This window comes from Vibrio sp. Y58_MX_L22, assembly GCF_024181865.1.
Taxonomy (GTDB): Bacteria; Pseudomonadota; Gammaproteobacteria; order Enterobacterales; family Vibrionaceae; genus Vibrio; species Vibrio alginolyticus.
Genome location: NZ_JAMZAN010000012.1, coordinates 64876 through 79930, shown reverse-complemented (window position 1 = coordinate 79930; position 15055 = coordinate 64876). Strand labels below are relative to the sequence as shown.

The 15055-nt window shown below is 44.4% G+C and carries 19 protein-coding genes; 9 read left to right on the top strand and 10 right to left on the bottom strand.

The window, feature by feature from the left end; genetic code table 11:
- Positions 1–182 precede the first annotated feature (182 nt).
- Both NL626_RS20525 and NL626_RS20520 read left to right on the top strand, forming a co-directional pair.
- A complete protein-coding gene (locus tag NL626_RS20525) occupies positions 183–587 on the top strand; it encodes a DUF2061 domain-containing protein (protein WP_005381078.1) in 405 nt (134 codons plus the stop codon).
- 115 nt (positions 588–702) lie between these two features.
- Entirely contained in the window at positions 703–1608 is a 906-nt protein-coding gene (locus NL626_RS20520) for a bifunctional helix-turn-helix transcriptional regulator/GNAT family N-acetyltransferase (protein ID WP_017636182.1), read from the top strand.
- Positions 1609–1627: 19 nt separating this feature from the next.
- Here NL626_RS20520 and NL626_RS20515 read toward each other — a convergent pair whose 3' ends face one another.
- Both NL626_RS20515 and rraB read right to left on the bottom strand, forming a co-directional pair.
- Positions 1628–2428, bottom strand: coding sequence for a hypothetical protein (locus tag NL626_RS20515; RefSeq protein WP_104975633.1), 801 nt, complete (start codon positions 2426–2428; stop codon positions 1628–1630).
- 154 nt (positions 2429–2582) lie between these two features.
- Positions 2583–2996, bottom strand: a complete 414-nt coding sequence (gene rraB, locus NL626_RS20510; protein ID WP_005385523.1) for a ribonuclease E inhibitor RraB — start codon at positions 2994–2996, stop codon at positions 2583–2585.
- A 583-nt stretch (positions 2997–3579) separates the two neighbouring features.
- Here rraB and arcA point away from each other — a divergent pair.
- The 6 genes from arcA (at position 3580) to NL626_RS20480 (ending at position 8169) form a co-directional block, all read left to right on the top strand.
- Complete coding sequence (gene arcA / locus NL626_RS20505; RefSeq protein WP_005381082.1) at positions 3580–4800, top strand: arginine deiminase; 1221 nt, start codon at positions 3580–3582, stop codon at positions 4798–4800.
- 156 nt (positions 4801–4956) lie between these two features.
- Positions 4957–5961 (top strand): ornithine carbamoyltransferase, encoded by a 1005-nt coding sequence (locus NL626_RS20500; protein WP_230238644.1) that lies wholly within the window; start codon positions 4957–4959, stop codon positions 5959–5961.
- A gap of 99 nt (positions 5962–6060) precedes the next feature.
- Entirely contained in the window at positions 6061–6156 is a 96-nt protein-coding gene (locus NL626_RS20495) for a hypothetical protein (protein ID WP_005381084.1), read from the top strand.
- A gap of 86 nt (positions 6157–6242) precedes the next feature.
- On the top strand, positions 6243–7172 hold the full coding sequence (gene pyrB, locus NL626_RS20490; RefSeq protein ID WP_005381085.1) for an aspartate carbamoyltransferase: 930 nt from the start codon (positions 6243–6245) through the stop codon (positions 7170–7172).
- A gap of 15 nt (positions 7173–7187) precedes the next feature.
- The gene (pyrI, locus tag NL626_RS20485) at positions 7188–7649 is read left to right on the top strand and encodes an aspartate carbamoyltransferase regulatory subunit (RefSeq protein ID WP_005381086.1); all 462 of its coding nucleotides are present in this window, start codon (positions 7188–7190) and stop codon (positions 7647–7649) included.
- Between the two features lie 130 nt (positions 7650–7779).
- Positions 7780–8169 (top strand): RidA family protein, encoded by a 390-nt coding sequence (locus NL626_RS20480; protein WP_005381087.1) that lies wholly within the window; start codon positions 7780–7782, stop codon positions 8167–8169.
- 85 nt (positions 8170–8254) lie between these two features.
- Here NL626_RS20480 and NL626_RS20475 read toward each other — a convergent pair whose 3' ends face one another.
- The 8 genes from NL626_RS20475 to mlaF all read right to left on the bottom strand — a co-directional run bounded on the left by NL626_RS20475 (position 8255) and on the right by mlaF (position 13696).
- Positions 8255–8980, bottom strand: coding sequence for a 1-acylglycerol-3-phosphate O-acyltransferase (locus tag NL626_RS20475; RefSeq protein ID WP_005381088.1), 726 nt, complete (start codon positions 8978–8980; stop codon positions 8255–8257).
- Positions 8981–9135: 155 nt separating this feature from the next.
- Complete coding sequence (murA, locus tag NL626_RS20470; protein ID WP_005388419.1) at positions 9136–10392, bottom strand: UDP-N-acetylglucosamine 1-carboxyvinyltransferase; 1257 nt, start codon at positions 10390–10392, stop codon at positions 9136–9138.
- A 9-nt stretch (positions 10393–10401) separates the two neighbouring features.
- Positions 10402–10656, bottom strand: coding sequence for a BolA family iron metabolism protein IbaG (ibaG, locus tag NL626_RS20465; RefSeq protein WP_005381092.1), 255 nt, complete (start codon positions 10654–10656; stop codon positions 10402–10404).
- A 3-nt stretch (positions 10657–10659) separates the two neighbouring features.
- Complete coding sequence (locus tag NL626_RS20460) at positions 10660–10980, bottom strand: lipid asymmetry maintenance protein MlaB (protein ID WP_005381093.1); 321 nt, start codon at positions 10978–10980, stop codon at positions 10660–10662.
- On the bottom strand, positions 10980–11618 hold the full coding sequence (gene mlaC, locus NL626_RS20455) for a phospholipid-binding protein MlaC (RefSeq protein WP_005381098.1): 639 nt from the start codon (positions 11616–11618) through the stop codon (positions 10980–10982). Before mlaC ends, NL626_RS20460 begins: the two co-directional genes overlap by 1 nt.
- A gap of 2 nt (positions 11619–11620) precedes the next feature.
- Complete coding sequence (mlaD, locus tag NL626_RS20450; RefSeq protein WP_005381099.1) at positions 11621–12109, bottom strand: outer membrane lipid asymmetry maintenance protein MlaD; 489 nt, start codon at positions 12107–12109, stop codon at positions 11621–11623.
- A gap of 2 nt (positions 12110–12111) precedes the next feature.
- Entirely contained in the window at positions 12112–12903 is a 792-nt protein-coding gene (gene mlaE / locus NL626_RS20445; protein ID WP_005381100.1) for a lipid asymmetry maintenance ABC transporter permease subunit MlaE, read from the bottom strand.
- Positions 12893–13696: a phospholipid ABC transporter ATP-binding protein MlaF gene (gene mlaF / locus NL626_RS20440; protein ID WP_005388422.1), complete on the bottom strand. Its 804-nt coding sequence runs from the start codon at positions 13694–13696 to the stop codon at positions 12893–12895. Before mlaF ends, mlaE begins: the two co-directional genes overlap by 11 nt.
- A 374-nt stretch (positions 13697–14070) precedes the next feature.
- Here mlaF and NL626_RS20435 point away from each other — a divergent pair, with 374 nt between their 5' ends.
- Positions 14071–15036: a calcium/sodium antiporter gene (locus NL626_RS20435; RefSeq protein WP_005381102.1), complete on the top strand. Its 966-nt coding sequence runs from the start codon at positions 14071–14073 to the stop codon at positions 15034–15036.
- The last annotated feature ends 19 nt before the right edge of the window (positions 15037–15055 follow it).

Genomic DNA, 15055 nt, shown 5'->3' with positions numbered 1-15055 from the left:
CTAACACTTCTCACTTTGAATCCAAAGGTTGGCCATCATGGTCAACCTTTTTTGTATATCTTTCACCAAAAACCATCATCAATAGCTTTCCCCTATCGCAACAATACTCATCATCCATTAGCATTAATGAGAATTATTATCGATAATGGACTCATCGAAACAAACACGATTGAGTAATTATCATGAAAAAGACACTAACTTTCGCAGCACTGCATTTTACTATCGCATTTAGTGTCGCTTACGTACTCACAGGCGACATTCTAATTGGTAGTTTAATTGCCATGATTGAGCCTTCAGTGAACACCGTAGCCTTCTACTTTCATGAAAAGGCATGGGCAAAAGTCCCAGCACTTAAAGCTCGTCAGTGGATGACCAAATTAAAAACCGCAAGCTTTGCGACCGTGCACTTCAGCGTCGCTTTTACCGTGGTTTACTTACTAACAGGTGATGCATTTGTCGGCGGCGTAATGGCGATGCTAGAGCCGAGTTTGAACACGGTGGCTTACTACTTCCACGAGAAAGTATGGATGCGTAAATCATCAGAAAAAGCTCCAGCACCGCAGTTTTGTTTACATCACCACGCTTAAACATGGAGGCTCACTACGTCTCCTAACAAGAAAAATGACATTTACCATTGACAAGGTTGCGTACCGCAATTAATTTAATTGCGGTGCGCAACTTTATTTTTAGAGGTAAGTGATAATGAACGCTCGTCAACTTCGACACTACTCCCGTCAAGCCGTCCGATTGCTTGGTATGCTTGATAAACAATGCGGCGATGTCGCTCTCACTCCAGTGCAAGCGCACGCATTGGGTGAAATCCAATTGCAGCCATTGACCATCAATCAGCTGGCACAGCAGCTTAATGTCGACAAGTCCAACGCGAGCCGAACCGTTACTGGTTTGATTAAATTAGGTTTGGTCGAGAGCATCGAAAACCCAAAAGACAAACGTAGTCAACTCGTCGCGATTACAGAGCAAGGCCAACAGGCGTTATCGCAACTGGACCAACAGCAAAACCACTTCTTTGAACAACTGCTTACCCAACTCGATGACAGCGAGCAAGAGCAACTCAAACTTGGTCTAGAGACTTACCTAAAAGGGCTAACAAAAGTGTGTCAGGCGGAGGAATACGTTCTTCGACCTCTTACTAAAGCAGACAACCCGCAAGTCGCAGATGTGATTCGTAAAGTCTCTGCAGAATACGGCTTAACCGCAGACAAAGGTTATGGTGTGGCCGATCCAACGCTTGATGATATGTATTCGGTGTACAATCAAAACAGGGCCGCCTATTGGGTCATTGAACATCGCGGAGAGATCGTTGGTGGCGGTGGCTTTGCCCCTTTAGCTGGCGAGCCAAATGTGTGTGAACTACAAAAGATGTACTTCTTACCTCAAACACGAGGACACGGTTTAGCCAAACGCATCGTCGCATTGAGCTTACAATTGGCGAAACAATTTGGGTATCAGCAGTGCTATTTAGAGACAACTGAATGTCTGAGAGAAGCGGTAAGCTTGTATGAAAAGCTAGGCTTTGAGCATCTCGATGCCCCGCTTGGACAAACAGGGCATGATGCATGTGAAGTCGTAATGCTTAAGATGCTGTAATAGATAATATTATTAGACGTTAAAGCACAACATGGGTAACACAAAGCTCCTGGCTCAAGGCAACAGTGAAGTTTTGGTGCTGCCCATCCAACTCAACAGACAACTGGTAGAGATCACTTGGATCAGGATCAGTAAGATCGGCATACTTTGGCGCTTCGATCTGGAATAAAGCGCTCGCATGCTCCGCTCGGACATCAATAGGAATATGGTAAGTCATGCCATTGAACTTAACCGATGCCGATACTAAACCCGGCGCAAAAGTTTGGTAGTACAAATCCACCTTAAACTCACAACCACCACCGTGGTGCCAAATCTGTTCGGTAGCCACGCGGTCTAAACGCACATTGCGAATAAACTGCAGATACGGCTCTTGCCATACCCCTAAGCGCTCGTCACTCTTTTGGTATTCATGATCTGCAAGTGAACACAACTCCGGTTTATCCTCATCCAACAGAAGATCTTCTTCTTCCTCAAGGAATAGGATCTCAAAACGGTTGCGCCCCATCTGCATGAACGGGCGAATGTCTTTCTTGTAGACATTTTGAGAACCGTCACAGTCAAACAATGCTACTCCGTTCAAACGCACTTCTGCATGGTAATCCACACCACCCAACACCATTTCTACCGCTGGGAATGCCATCATGGATTCGTCCACTTCAATGTCATGCATCAGGTGCCACTCTTGCTGACGAATTGCTTCTTCTGTCAGTTCAGCTGGCAATACCTGACTCAAAGGAGCAGGGAAAGTAATGTCATCCTGTGGGATAGAAAGGTCCGTCAGTGGAGAGACTTGCCATAAACCGGCGAGTGAGAGTTGCATATACACCTTGAGCTAGATCAATTTTCACGCATTATAGGGAGAAATCCCCTATAAACTCAATGTGAATTATTTATCGTCTCCACATTCGTCAGTTTTTCAAGGTATAAAAAAACCAGCGTTAAACGCTGGTTTTTCCAAAAGTAGTGAGCTTTGATTACTCGCCGTCTTCATCTTCTTCAGGGTAAAGCGCATCTTCGCCTTCGTAGTACGTACCCCAACCGTCATAGATGATGTCGTATTTTTCTGCCAAGTGAATCAATTTTTCAACTTGCGCATCAATTGCTTCTGCGTCAAGTGCGGACTCCATAGTCGCATCACAGCAAAGCAACTTGTTACCATCTTCATCTTCAGTTTCTTCTGCTTCAAGAACTTCAAAGCCCATCTTGAATGCTTCAACTACCGCTTTTTCTAGCGTGTCAAAATCTTCTGCAAACAGGTGGTGCTCAATTTCGTATAGCGAATCTGGATCGCTGCCATCTTCTAGCAATGCTGCAATGATATCGCGAGTCTCTTCCTTTTGAATCTCAATTAATTCTTCTACTGATAGATATTCATCTTCGTGAGACATGTTTTGGCTCCAGATTAGTTACTTGATGGAAACACAATACCCGATACTGAGTATGCTGATCCGGTGAAATATGGCATGGATTGCGATGAAAAGCCACAAACAAACATCATACCACTGCGATTCTTATCGGTTATTTGAATCTAAATATTAAACCGACCACACAAAGAAACAAAAAATTAACAAAGAATGGCATTTTTTAATATTCAGAACATCCTAATTGACACTTAATGTGGTTATTTTCTCTTTCTATGCGTGTTTATGATGCTTTCTTGAATACACTCACGTGTAAAACGAAGAAGCATAACGAATAAATTCACTTTAATAATGCATAGTTTAGAATAAAAATGCACGTTTTATGCACTGTGCGTGTATTCTTTCTCAACGGGAAAATTAGAATAAAAACGCACGCACTCTAATTTTAGTAAAATAGCATTTATATCTAATAATAAATTTCATAAGAATCAAAATAAAAATAAAAAACTCACAAAACCAGAAACACCAGAATATAAACAAAGCTTGATAACTTGCATCTTTCTAGGAAGCTTGTCATAACTAATGGCTGGAAAATTTGTAAGGATACAAAATGAGCAAGCTGTACGTTGGATCAGAAGTTGGTCAACTTCGACGAGTTCTATTAAATCGCCCTGAACGCGCCCTAACCCACTTAACTCCGTCAAACTGTCATGAGTTGCTATTTGATGACGTTCTTGCTGTAGAAGCGGCAGGTGAAGAGCACGATGCATTCGCACGTACGCTGCGCGAGCAAGACGTTGAAGTGCTTCTCCTCCACGATTTACTGGTCGAAACCCTCGCCGTTCCAGAAGCAAAACAATGGCTGCTGAACACTCAGATTTCTGACTTTCGCTACGGGCCAACATTTGCGCGAGACCTACGCCAATACTTTTCAGAAATGGATGATGAACATCTTGCCTGCATCTTTTTAGGTGGCTTAGCTTACTCAGAGCTACCGATCTCCTCATCTTCTATGCTGCCAAAAATGAAGCGTCCTCTCGACTTTGTTATTGAGCCACTGCCTAATCACCTCTTTACTCGTGATACCTCATGTTGGGTTTATGGTGGTGTATCGCTCAACCCAATGATGATGCCTGCACGCCAACGTGAAACAAACCACTTACGTGCGATTTATCGTTGGCACCCAATTTTTGCTGGCCAAGATTTTATCAAATACTTCGGTGACGATGATCTGCATTATGATAATGCGAATGTCGAAGGCGGTGATGTGTTGGTTATTGGTAAAGGTGCAGTTCTTATCGGTATGTCTGAGCGTACGACTGCTCAAGGTGTAGAGAACCTTGCAGCGAGCCTATTTAAAGCAGGCCAAGCTACCGAAGTTATTGCAATTGATCTGCCTAAACACCGCTCATGTATGCATTTAGACACTGTGATGACCCATATGGATGTAGATACTTTCTCTGTCTACCCAGAGATCATGCGCAAAGATCTCGACACATGGCGCTTAACACCAAAAGGCAACGGTGAAATGCATGTTGAAGCCTCACATAACTATCTGCACGCGATTGAGTCCGCTCTTGGCTTAGATCAGCTGAAAATCATCACCACTGGTGGCGACAGTTATGAAGCGGAACGCGAACAATGGAATGATGCCAATAACGTTCTAACTGTAAAACCGGGCGTAGTAATTGGTTACGAACGCAACGTATACACCAACGAAAAATACGATAAAGCTGGCATCAAAGTACTGACAGTACCTGGTAACGAGCTTGGTCGTGGTCGCGGTGGCGCTCGCTGTATGAGCTGTCCAATAGAACGAGACGATATATAACTTACTCGTCCCTTTACATTAGGTGAATCAAAACTAAGGTTGATGTGAATACATCAACCTTTTTTAGCTTCAGTTGAAAATAATTATTCACAATAAAAGCATTTATATGTTTTAATGGATTCTATTAATCTAATCACATGTACTAAGGGACGAGCTATGGCTTTCAATTTACGTAACCGCAACTTTTTGAAGCTATTGGACTTCTCAACCAAAGAAATCCAGTTTTTGCTCGAACTGTCTGCAGAGCTGAAAAAAGCTAAATATGCAGGAACAGAGCAGAAGACACTTCAAGGTAAAAACATCGCACTAATCTTTGAGAAATCTTCGACTCGTACCCGATGTGCGTTTGAAGTCGCTGCCTTTGACCAAGGTGCTCAAGTCTCTTACATCGGCCCTTCTGGCTCGCAGATCGGTCATAAGGAATCAATGAAAGACACCGCTCGTGTTCTTGGTCGTATGTACGACGGGATTGAATACCGAGGCTTTGGCCAATCCATTGTTGAAGAGCTTGGTACTTATGCTGGTGTTCCAGTGTGGAATGGTTTAACGGATGAGTTCCACCCAACCCAGATCCTTGCTGACTTCCTGACCATGCAAGAGCACGGCCGTGGTAAACAGCTACATGAAATAACCTTCGCTTACCTAGGTGATGCACGCAACAACATGGGTAACTCACTTATGGTGGGCGCAGCGAAAATGGGCATGGATATTCGCCTTGTCGCGCCAAAAGCGTTCTGGCCTGAAGAAGAGCTCGTGGCAACTTGTCAAACTATCGCGCAACAAACCGGAGCAAAAATCACGTTAACAGAAAGCGTTGAGGAAGGTGTGAAAGGTTGTGACTTCCTATACACCGACGTTTGGGTGTCTATGGGTGAGTCTGCCGAGGCATGGGATGAACGTGTAGCGTTAATGACACCTTATCAAATCAATATGGACGTGATTAAGCAAACGGGTAATCCACATGTGAAATTCATGCACTGCCTTCCAGCTTTCCACAATGATGAAACCACCGTCGGCAAAGAAGTCGCTGAAAAATACGGCATGAAAGGCCTTGAAGTAACAGAAGAGGTATTTGAATCAGAATACTCCATCGTATTCGACGAAGCTGAAAACCGTATGCACACCATCAAAGCCGTGATGGTTGCGACGCTAGGAAGCTAAACCAGCGCGCAAAAACAGCCGATAAAAACCATGATGTAATCGCTTGCGCTCACGAAAGTTAAGCGTATAATGCTCGGCAATTTGTCTGAGGATTAAGAAATGACCACGCTGATTGCTGACGTAAAAACGCGATTTGCTCTCGCTAAGCGACTACGCTTACGTGGTGTTATTTTCGTTAATTCTATTGAATTTTAAAACCTCCCCATTGGGGAGGTTTTTTTATGTCCAAAATTCCTTTCGGTTATTTGGATGTAGTCATCAATGTTATAGGGAAGAAGATCATGGCGAACTCGCTTTACCAGAAGCACATCATCTCTATTCCAGAGCTTTCACGCGAAGAACTGGAACTTATCGTAGAAACAGCAGGTAGCCTTAAAAAAGCACCTCGACCAGAACTGATTAAAAACAAAGTCGTTGCAAGTTGTTTCTTTGAACCATCAACACGTACACGTTTATCGTTTGAAACAGCGATTCAGCGCATTGGTGGTGACGTGATTGGCTTTGATAATGATGGTAATACCTCTCTGGCGAAAAAAGGCGAAACACTCGCAGATTCAGTACAAGTCATCTCTTCTTACGTCGATGCCTTTGTGATGCGTCATCCACAAGAAGGCGCCGCTCGCTTGGCCTCTGAATTTTCAAATGGCGTGCCAGTGATCAACGCGGGCGACGGTGCAAACCAACACCCAACTCAAACGCTACTCGACCTATACACCATAGCGGAAACACAAGGGCGTCTAGACAACCTGAACGTCGCATTCGTAGGTGACCTAAAATATGGCCGCACAGTGCACTCACTGACTCAAGCATTAGCAAAGTTTAACAACATCCGCTTCTTCTTTGTTGCACCAGATGCGCTGGCAATGCCAGATTACATCTGCGAAGAACTAGACGAAGCTGGCATTCAATATAGCCTACACACAGACATGGAAAGTGTGATTCCTGAACTGGATATTTTGTACATGACACGCGTACAGAAAGAACGCTTTGACGAATCGGAATACGCACATATTAAGTCGGCTTACATCCTAACGGCGGCACTACTAGAAGGCGCGCGTGAGAACTTGAAAGTACTGCACCCACTACCACGTGTGGATGAAATCACAACTGATGTTGATAAAACGCCTCATGCTTACTTCTTTCAGCAAGCTCAAAATGGCGTGTATGCTCGCCAAGCACTGCTGGCGCTTGTTCTAAACGAAACACTGTAATCGAGGGGAAAAATCATGGCTAAAGAAACTCAATTGCAGGTAGAAGCAATCAAAAATGGTACGGTCATCGACCACATCCCTGCGCAAATCGGCATCAAAGTATTAAGACTGTTCGATATGCACAATTCATCACAACGCGTAACGATTGGACTGAACTTGCCATCATCAGCACTCGGTCATAAAGATCTACTCAAAATCGAAAATGTGTTTATCAATGAAGAGCAAGCGAGCAAGCTAGCGTTGTATGCTCCTCACGCGACCGTGAATCAAATCGAGAATTATGAAGTGGTGAAAAAGCTCGCGTTAGAGCTTCCTGAGCGCATCAATGATGTATTTGAATGCCCGAATTCAAACTGTATTTCTCATAATGAACCAGTAGAAAGCAGCTTTAGCGTGTTCGAGAAGAAACAAGAAATCCGCCTAAAGTGTAAATACTGCGAGAAAGTGTTCTCACGCGAGATCGTAACCGAGCGATAAACACGCCGCACGACTAGGCTGTGATACGTTTAAAATACCCTGCAATGTCAGGGTATTTTGCTCTTTACCTACCGAGGGTTTAGAGGCAAACTGAGAATCTTTATTCCCTACAACTGATGGAAAAAATCAAATGACGAAAGTACTTCACACTGAGTCTGCACCAGCAGCAATCGGTCCTTACGTTCAAGGCGTAGATCTAGGTAACATGGTTCTTACTTCAGGCCAAATCCCAGTAAACCCAGCGACAGGTGAAGTGTCTGCTGATATCGCAGAACAAGCTCGTCAGTCTCTAGAAAACGTAAAGGCTGTAGTTGAATCTTCAGGTCTTAAAGTATCTGATATTGTAAAGCTAACGGTTTTTGTTAAAGACCTAAATGACTTTGGCACAGTGAACGAAGTTTACGGCAAGTTCTTTGATGAGCACGGCGTAGCAAACTACCCTGCACGCTCTTGTGTAGAAGTGGCTCGCCTACCAAAAGATGTTGGCATCGAGATTGAAGCAATCGCTGTTCGCAAATAATTGCACTTGCTGACAAACATAAAAAAACGGGTAGCTCAGGCTACCCGTTTTTTATTGTCTTTTCGTGATGATATCGCAGTAAAACTTAAGCAGCATTACGCTGTTTGACTTCTTCATCTAACGATTCAAGCTTCTCTTTCATCTGTTCACGACAGATATTCGCTAACTCGCGAATGCCCTCTTTACCATAGCCTTCAGTGCTGATTGGAGGTAGCATTTCAACAATCACATGACCATTGTTCCAACGGTTCAGCTTAATTTTATTCGTCGAGCTACATACGATAGGAATGATTGGCACACCTGCACCAATTGCCGCATGAAAAGCACCTGTTTTGAATGGCAGCAAACCACGCCCACGAGAACGCGTGCCTTCTGGGAACATCCACACCGAAACATCACTTTCTTTCATGCTGCTCACTACCTGATCGATAGTACCTTTTGCTTTAGAACGATTCGCTCTGTCAATCAGAATGTTACCCGTAAGCCAGTAAAGCTGACCAAACAGTGGCATCCAAGCCAAGCTCTTTTTACCTACTGTCACAACTTTCGGAGTCACAGCCGCAGAAACAGTAAACATGTCCCAGTTGTTCTGGTGGTTAGCAATGTAAACATGTTGGCCGCGTGAATACGCATCTTCAGGGATACGCAACTCTAACTTAATCCCAAACACACGAGACATCTTGGCAAACAAACGGCCAAAAGTGAAAACGTGCTTAGGATTTCTAGGGCTTAATAGGCAGTAACCACAACCACCAATAAACATAACAATCGCAAAGATAGCGACAGCAAATACACGTAACAGTGCAATCATTCTTGTTCTCCAGGAACCGGCTTTTGCCAGATACAGCTATTAATATCTCTCTTTCCATAAAGGGAAAATATGGTCATGAGAGTGATATAAAAAAGCCGAAACTCAGGTTTCGGCTCTCTTGATATCCAAGTTACCTGCGGTGCAGTTTAACTTGCCTAGCTCACTCGCTCAATATTTGCGCCAAGTGCAGCCAGTTTATTTTCGATTTTGTCGTAACCACGGTCGATATGGTAAATACGATCAACGACGGTTTCGCCTTTAGCAATGCAACCTGCAATAACCAAACTAGCCGAAGCTCGTAGATCGGTTGCCATCACTTGCGCACCGCTGAGTGACTCAACATCACCACAGATAACCGTATTGCCTTCGATCTCAGCTTTAGCGCCCATACGCATGAGTTCTGGTACGTGCATAAAGCGGTTTTCAAAGATAGTCTCTGTGATCACGCCGCCACCTTTCGCCATCATGTTCAGAAGCGTAAATTGAGCTTGCATATCCGTCGGGAAACCAGGATGTGGCGCAGTACGTACACTTACCGCTTTTAGCTCGCGGTCGGTCATATCAACGGAGATCCAATCTTCACCCGTTTCGACAAGCGCGCCAGCTTCTTCCAGCTTGGCGAGAACCGCTTCAAGCAAATGAGCATTAGTGTTGCGACATACCACTTTACCGCCAGATACTGCTGCTGCGACAAGGAATGTTCCCGTCTCAATACGGTCAGCAACCACGTTGTGTTTACAACCGCCTAGGCGCTCAACACCTTCAATCGTAATGGTATCTGTGCCAGCGCCAGAGATTTTTGCGCCAAGCTTATTTAGGAAATCAGCGGTATCGACGATTTCAGGCTCACGCGCAGCGTTATCTAGTGTTGTTGTGCCTTCCGCCAGCGCTGCCGCACACATGATGGTGATCGTCGCGCCTACGCTGACTTTATCCATCACGATGTGCGCGCCTTTTAGACGACCATCCACTTCTGCTTTCACATAACCATCTTCTAATGTAATGGTTGCGCCAAGCTGCTCTAAACCAGAAATATGCAGATCCACAGGACGGGCACCGATGGCACAACCGCCTGGTAAAGAAACCTGACCTTGACCAAAGCGCGCCACCAAAGGACCCAAAGCCCAAATAGAAGCACGCATGGTTTTCACCAAATCATAAGGCGCGCAGTATTCTGTAATACTGCTTGGGTCAACATGAACAGAGCCATTGCGGCTTACTTTCGCGCCTAAACGCTTAAGCAATTCCATGGTTGTATCGATATCACGAAGGTGTGGTACGTTTGCCACTTCTACTGGCTCTTCCGCCAAGATAGACGCAAATAAAATCGGCAGTGCTGCGTTTTTTGCACCTGAAATGGTCACTTCACCAACTAGTGGTTTATCTGACCCAATAACTCGAAACTTTTCCATCAATAAACCTTAAAGCGACATCAATTTCTTATCACGAGCCCACTCTTCTGGTGTGAACGCTTTGATTGATAATGCGTGAATGTCGTTACGCTGGATGTATTCCATCAGAGGAGCATAAATTAGCTGCTGCTTCTTAACGCGGCTCATTCCATCGAAACAAGCATCAACAGCAACCACTTCATAGTGGCTACCTTCACCTTTCACATGCACTTCTTGAAGGTTTAGTGCTTCTTCTAATAACTGTTGTACTTTTGCGCTATCCACAATTTACCCCTGATAATTCTGTATGTGTTTGGCCACTAAAGATTCAACATTGCTCAGTTGAAACAAAGTGCGCAGTTGCGCCGGCACGAAACTGAGCATTATATGACAGTTTTGCTTTTTTGCATGCTCTAATAAGTGGATTAACATCACCATTCCTGCAGAGTCGACGCGCTCTATCTCTTTTAGCGAGCATTCCAGCTCCGATTGAGCAGGTTGCCATTGCTGTGCATAGGCCCACAATGAAGGCACTGTGTCTCTATCAAGTGCCCCTGTTAGCTTAAGAATGTTTTGATCCAATTGCCACTGAGCGGGAGTCTGGGCCATTATTTCTTCGCCTCGAAGCGGATCGGTTCTGCGGCCAATTTTTCTAAGTCTTTAGCAACAGATAGAATGCCTTCTTGACGAATTTTACTGTTCCATTCGGATTGTTTACTAGAAAGCAAACTAATGCCCTCTGCAATCATATCGAATGCTTCCCACTCACCAGACTGGTTGTCTTTACGCAGTTTAAACTCAAGTTTGATGTTTGGACGCGGAGTATCGATGATATCAACTTTAATGCTTGTAATACGCTTAGAGTCATCAATGCTAGGCTCAGGACCAAACTCAATTTTTTGGTCAGAGTATTGCGTCAACACTTGTGCATAAGACGCAATCAGGTAAGCACGAAATGCATCGATAAACTCAAGTACATCTTCACGCTTAGCACCTTTTAAGTTTGGACCAAGAAGTTTTAACCCTGCATAGCGGTAGTTGACGTAAGGCATTAGCTCTTCTTCAACGATCACTTTAAGTAAATTTGGATCTTGTTTGATTTTCGGCTGTTCGGCTTTCAATCTTTCGAACGTGACTTCAGCTACCTGCTTCATCATCTTATAAGGTTCAGTTTTATCCACCTCTGCTGCTGTTGCTCCAAATACGCTAAACACAGCACAAACTGAAAGTAGTAATCTCGCTAACATAGTTATTCCTTACTTGAGTCGTCTGAACCACCTACGCTGTATAGTACTTGACCAATTAAGTCTTCAAGCACAAGCGCCGATTTGGTGTCTTCGATGGTATCACCATCCACCAGCATGACTTCATCATCAAAAACGAAGCCAGGTACTAAACCAATGTATTGCTCACCAATCAGGCCAGATGTCAAAATTTGTACGCTCGACGTTTCTGGGAACTGATTGTATTTACTATTGATAGATAGTGTTACAACTGGCAATAAGTTGTCTGGGTTAAGCGAAATACTACTTACTCGACCAATCACAACGCCCCCCACTTTTACGGGCGAACGAACTTTTAAACTGCCAATATTATCGAACTCGGCTTTGAGGGTATAAGTATCACCAGAGCCAATGCTTTTTACGTCAGCAACTTGAAAAATCATCACAAGAATCGCGCAAATTCCCGCTAATACAAAGCTGCCAACCCATAATTCAGTTTTACGTGTTTGTTGCATGATTAATTCCCAAACATCAATGCGGTCAGTACAAAGTCTAATCCTAGTACTGCTAAAGAAGAATGCACAACAGTGCGCGTAGTTGCTCGGCTGATCCCTTCCGATGTTGGAATAGCATCATAACCGTTAAATAGAGCGACCCAAGTAACCGTAATTGCAAACGCAAAACATTTGATCATACTGTTACCAATGTCTTGCCCTAGCTCAACAGAGGACTGCATCGCTGACCAAAAACTGCCGTGATCAACGCCTTTCCAGTCAACACCAACAAGCTGAGCGCCCCAAATTCCCACAGCCATGAAAATCATAGCCAGTAAAGGCATTGAGATAACCCCAGCCCAAAACCGTGGTGCAATCACTCGTTTCAATGGGTCTACCGCCATCATTTCAAGGCTAGACAGTTGTTCCGTTGCTTTCATTAGACCTATCTCTGCGGTTAACGCAGAACCGGCACGACCAGCAAACAAAAGTGCAGTAACAACGGGTCCTAATTCACGGAGTAACGAAAGCGCTACCATTTGCCCCAAACTGCCTTCTGCGCCGTAATCCACCAACACAACATAGCCTTGTAGACTCAAAACCATTCCAATGAACAGACCAGATACGACGATGATCGCCAGCGACTGAACACCAACAGAATAAAGTTGCTTAACAAGCAGAGGAAAGCTTCTGATCGGTTGTGGCTTAGAAAATAGCGCCCCAATCAACATGAAAGTCGCACGACCAAATGCTCCGCAAATAGAAAGCGTGCGTCGACCCAGCGAGGCGACAAAGTGAATGAAGTTATCGACCATCAAATAAGTCCTTTTCGATACTTTGAGAAGGGAAACGAAACGGTACAGGACCGTCGGCATCACCTTGTAAGAACTGCTGGACACGAGGATCAGAGTTTTGAGTCAGCTCTTCTGGCGTACCATAGGCGATGATTTTTCCATCGGCCATCAGGTATACCCAGTCAGCAATACTCATGACTTCAGGTACGTCGTGAGAAACCACAATAGAGGTCAAACCTAACGCTTGGTTTAGATTGCTAATTAGCTCAACCAAAACGCCCATAGTGATTGGGTCTTGCCCCACAAACGGCTCATCGTACATGATCAGGTCAGGATCAAGTGCGATTGCACGAGCCAAAGCAGCGCGTCTTGCCATACCACCTGAAAGCTCACTCGGCATTAATTGCGCCGCGCCGCGCAGACCGACAGCTTCGAGCTTGAGTAACACCATGGTGCGAATCAAATCTTCCGATAAATCGGTATGCTCTCTCAATGGAAAGGCGACATTATCAAAAACATTCAAATCAGTGAATAAAGCCCCTGACTGGAACAACATGCTCATTTTCTTTCGAGCATGGTAGAGTTTTTTACGCGAGAGAGAGGGAATATTGTCGCCATCAAACCAGATCTCTCCTTGCTCGGGATACAACTGACCACCAATCAAACGCAGCAGTGTTGTTTTACCAATTCCCGATGGTCCCATAATGGCCGTCACTTTGCCCTCAGGAACATGCAGATCAATATCATCAAAGATCATGCGTTCTCCCCGTGAAAAAGTGAGGTTGTTCACGGTGACTAAATCGTTGTTCGACATATCATCTCTTCTACTGTAGGAGCGTTGCAACTCACGGAATCATCAAGCAGATACTCATCGGAGTTGAATTCTACGTTTAATAAAGTAACGTCGGTACATTTATTAGGCTGCAATCATAAGCACATTGGCGTTGAATTTAAAGCACTGTTCAATTAAATAAAGTCGACTATATCCCTGCAATTTCTCATGGTTTATGACCTAATTAGCACGAAGTGTTTAAATCCTAGACCAGAATTGCTCATTTAAATGAGTGAGATTTACATACATTTTCGTTACTAACCTTTAATTTATTCTTCGTTTATCTTCCATTTTAGGCCGCAAAAGGTCAAAATTAGCGGTTATTCATTTTACTTATTTAATACTTAGGAATTCTCATGCTCGAAGCCGTTGCGTTGCTTATAGTCGGTCTTGTTTTGCTTGTTTGGAGTGCAGATAAACTTGTTTTTGGCTCTGCAGCGATAGCCCGCAACGTCGGTATTTCCCCGCTTGTCATCGGCATGACAATCCTTGCGATGGGCTCATCTGCCCCTGAGATGATGGTATCTGCAACCGCTGCTTGGGATGGTAAAACAGATACAGCGGTGGGTAACGTATTAGGCTCAAACATAGCGAACATTGCGTTAATCCTAGGTATTACAGCGCTGATCAAGCCTTTGTCGATTAGCTCCGCCGTCATCCGCCGAGAACTTCCACTCATGATAGCCGTAACCGTACTCGCTGGTATTCTGCTTTGGAATAGCCATCTCGGTTTTTATGAGGGTGTCTTATTGTTTGTACTCTTTGGGGCATTTTTATTTGCTATGTTGCAAATCAGCCGCAAAGAGCAAAAATCAGGTGATGTTTTTCTTGATGACCAAGAGTCAGAGATCCCTGAAGGCGTCAGTAACCCTAAAGCAATCATGTGGGTGGTTATTGGCTTGATACTGCTTCCTTTGGCAGCCAGCATGCTGGTTGATAACGCGGTAATTATTGCTAAACACTTTGGTATGAGCGACCTTGTTATCGGTCTAACTATTATCGCCATTGGCACTAGCCTGCCTGAACTGGCCGCATCACTTGCCGGAGTTTTAAAGGGTGAAGACGACATGGCTGTCGGTAACATTATCGGTTCGAATGTGTTTAACATTCTGGCGGTAATGGGGATTCCTGGCATCATTAATCCATCGGTGCTCAGTGAGTACGCGATGGGACGTGACTTCTGGGTCATGTTAGGCGTTTCATTGTTACTTGTCGCGATGTGTTTGGGTAAATCACGCAGTATTAACCGTATTGAAGGTGCCATCTTGTTTGTGTGCTTCTTAGGTTACCAAGTGTACTTATTCGCAAACATGACCGCTTAATTACCACGATCAATAAGTA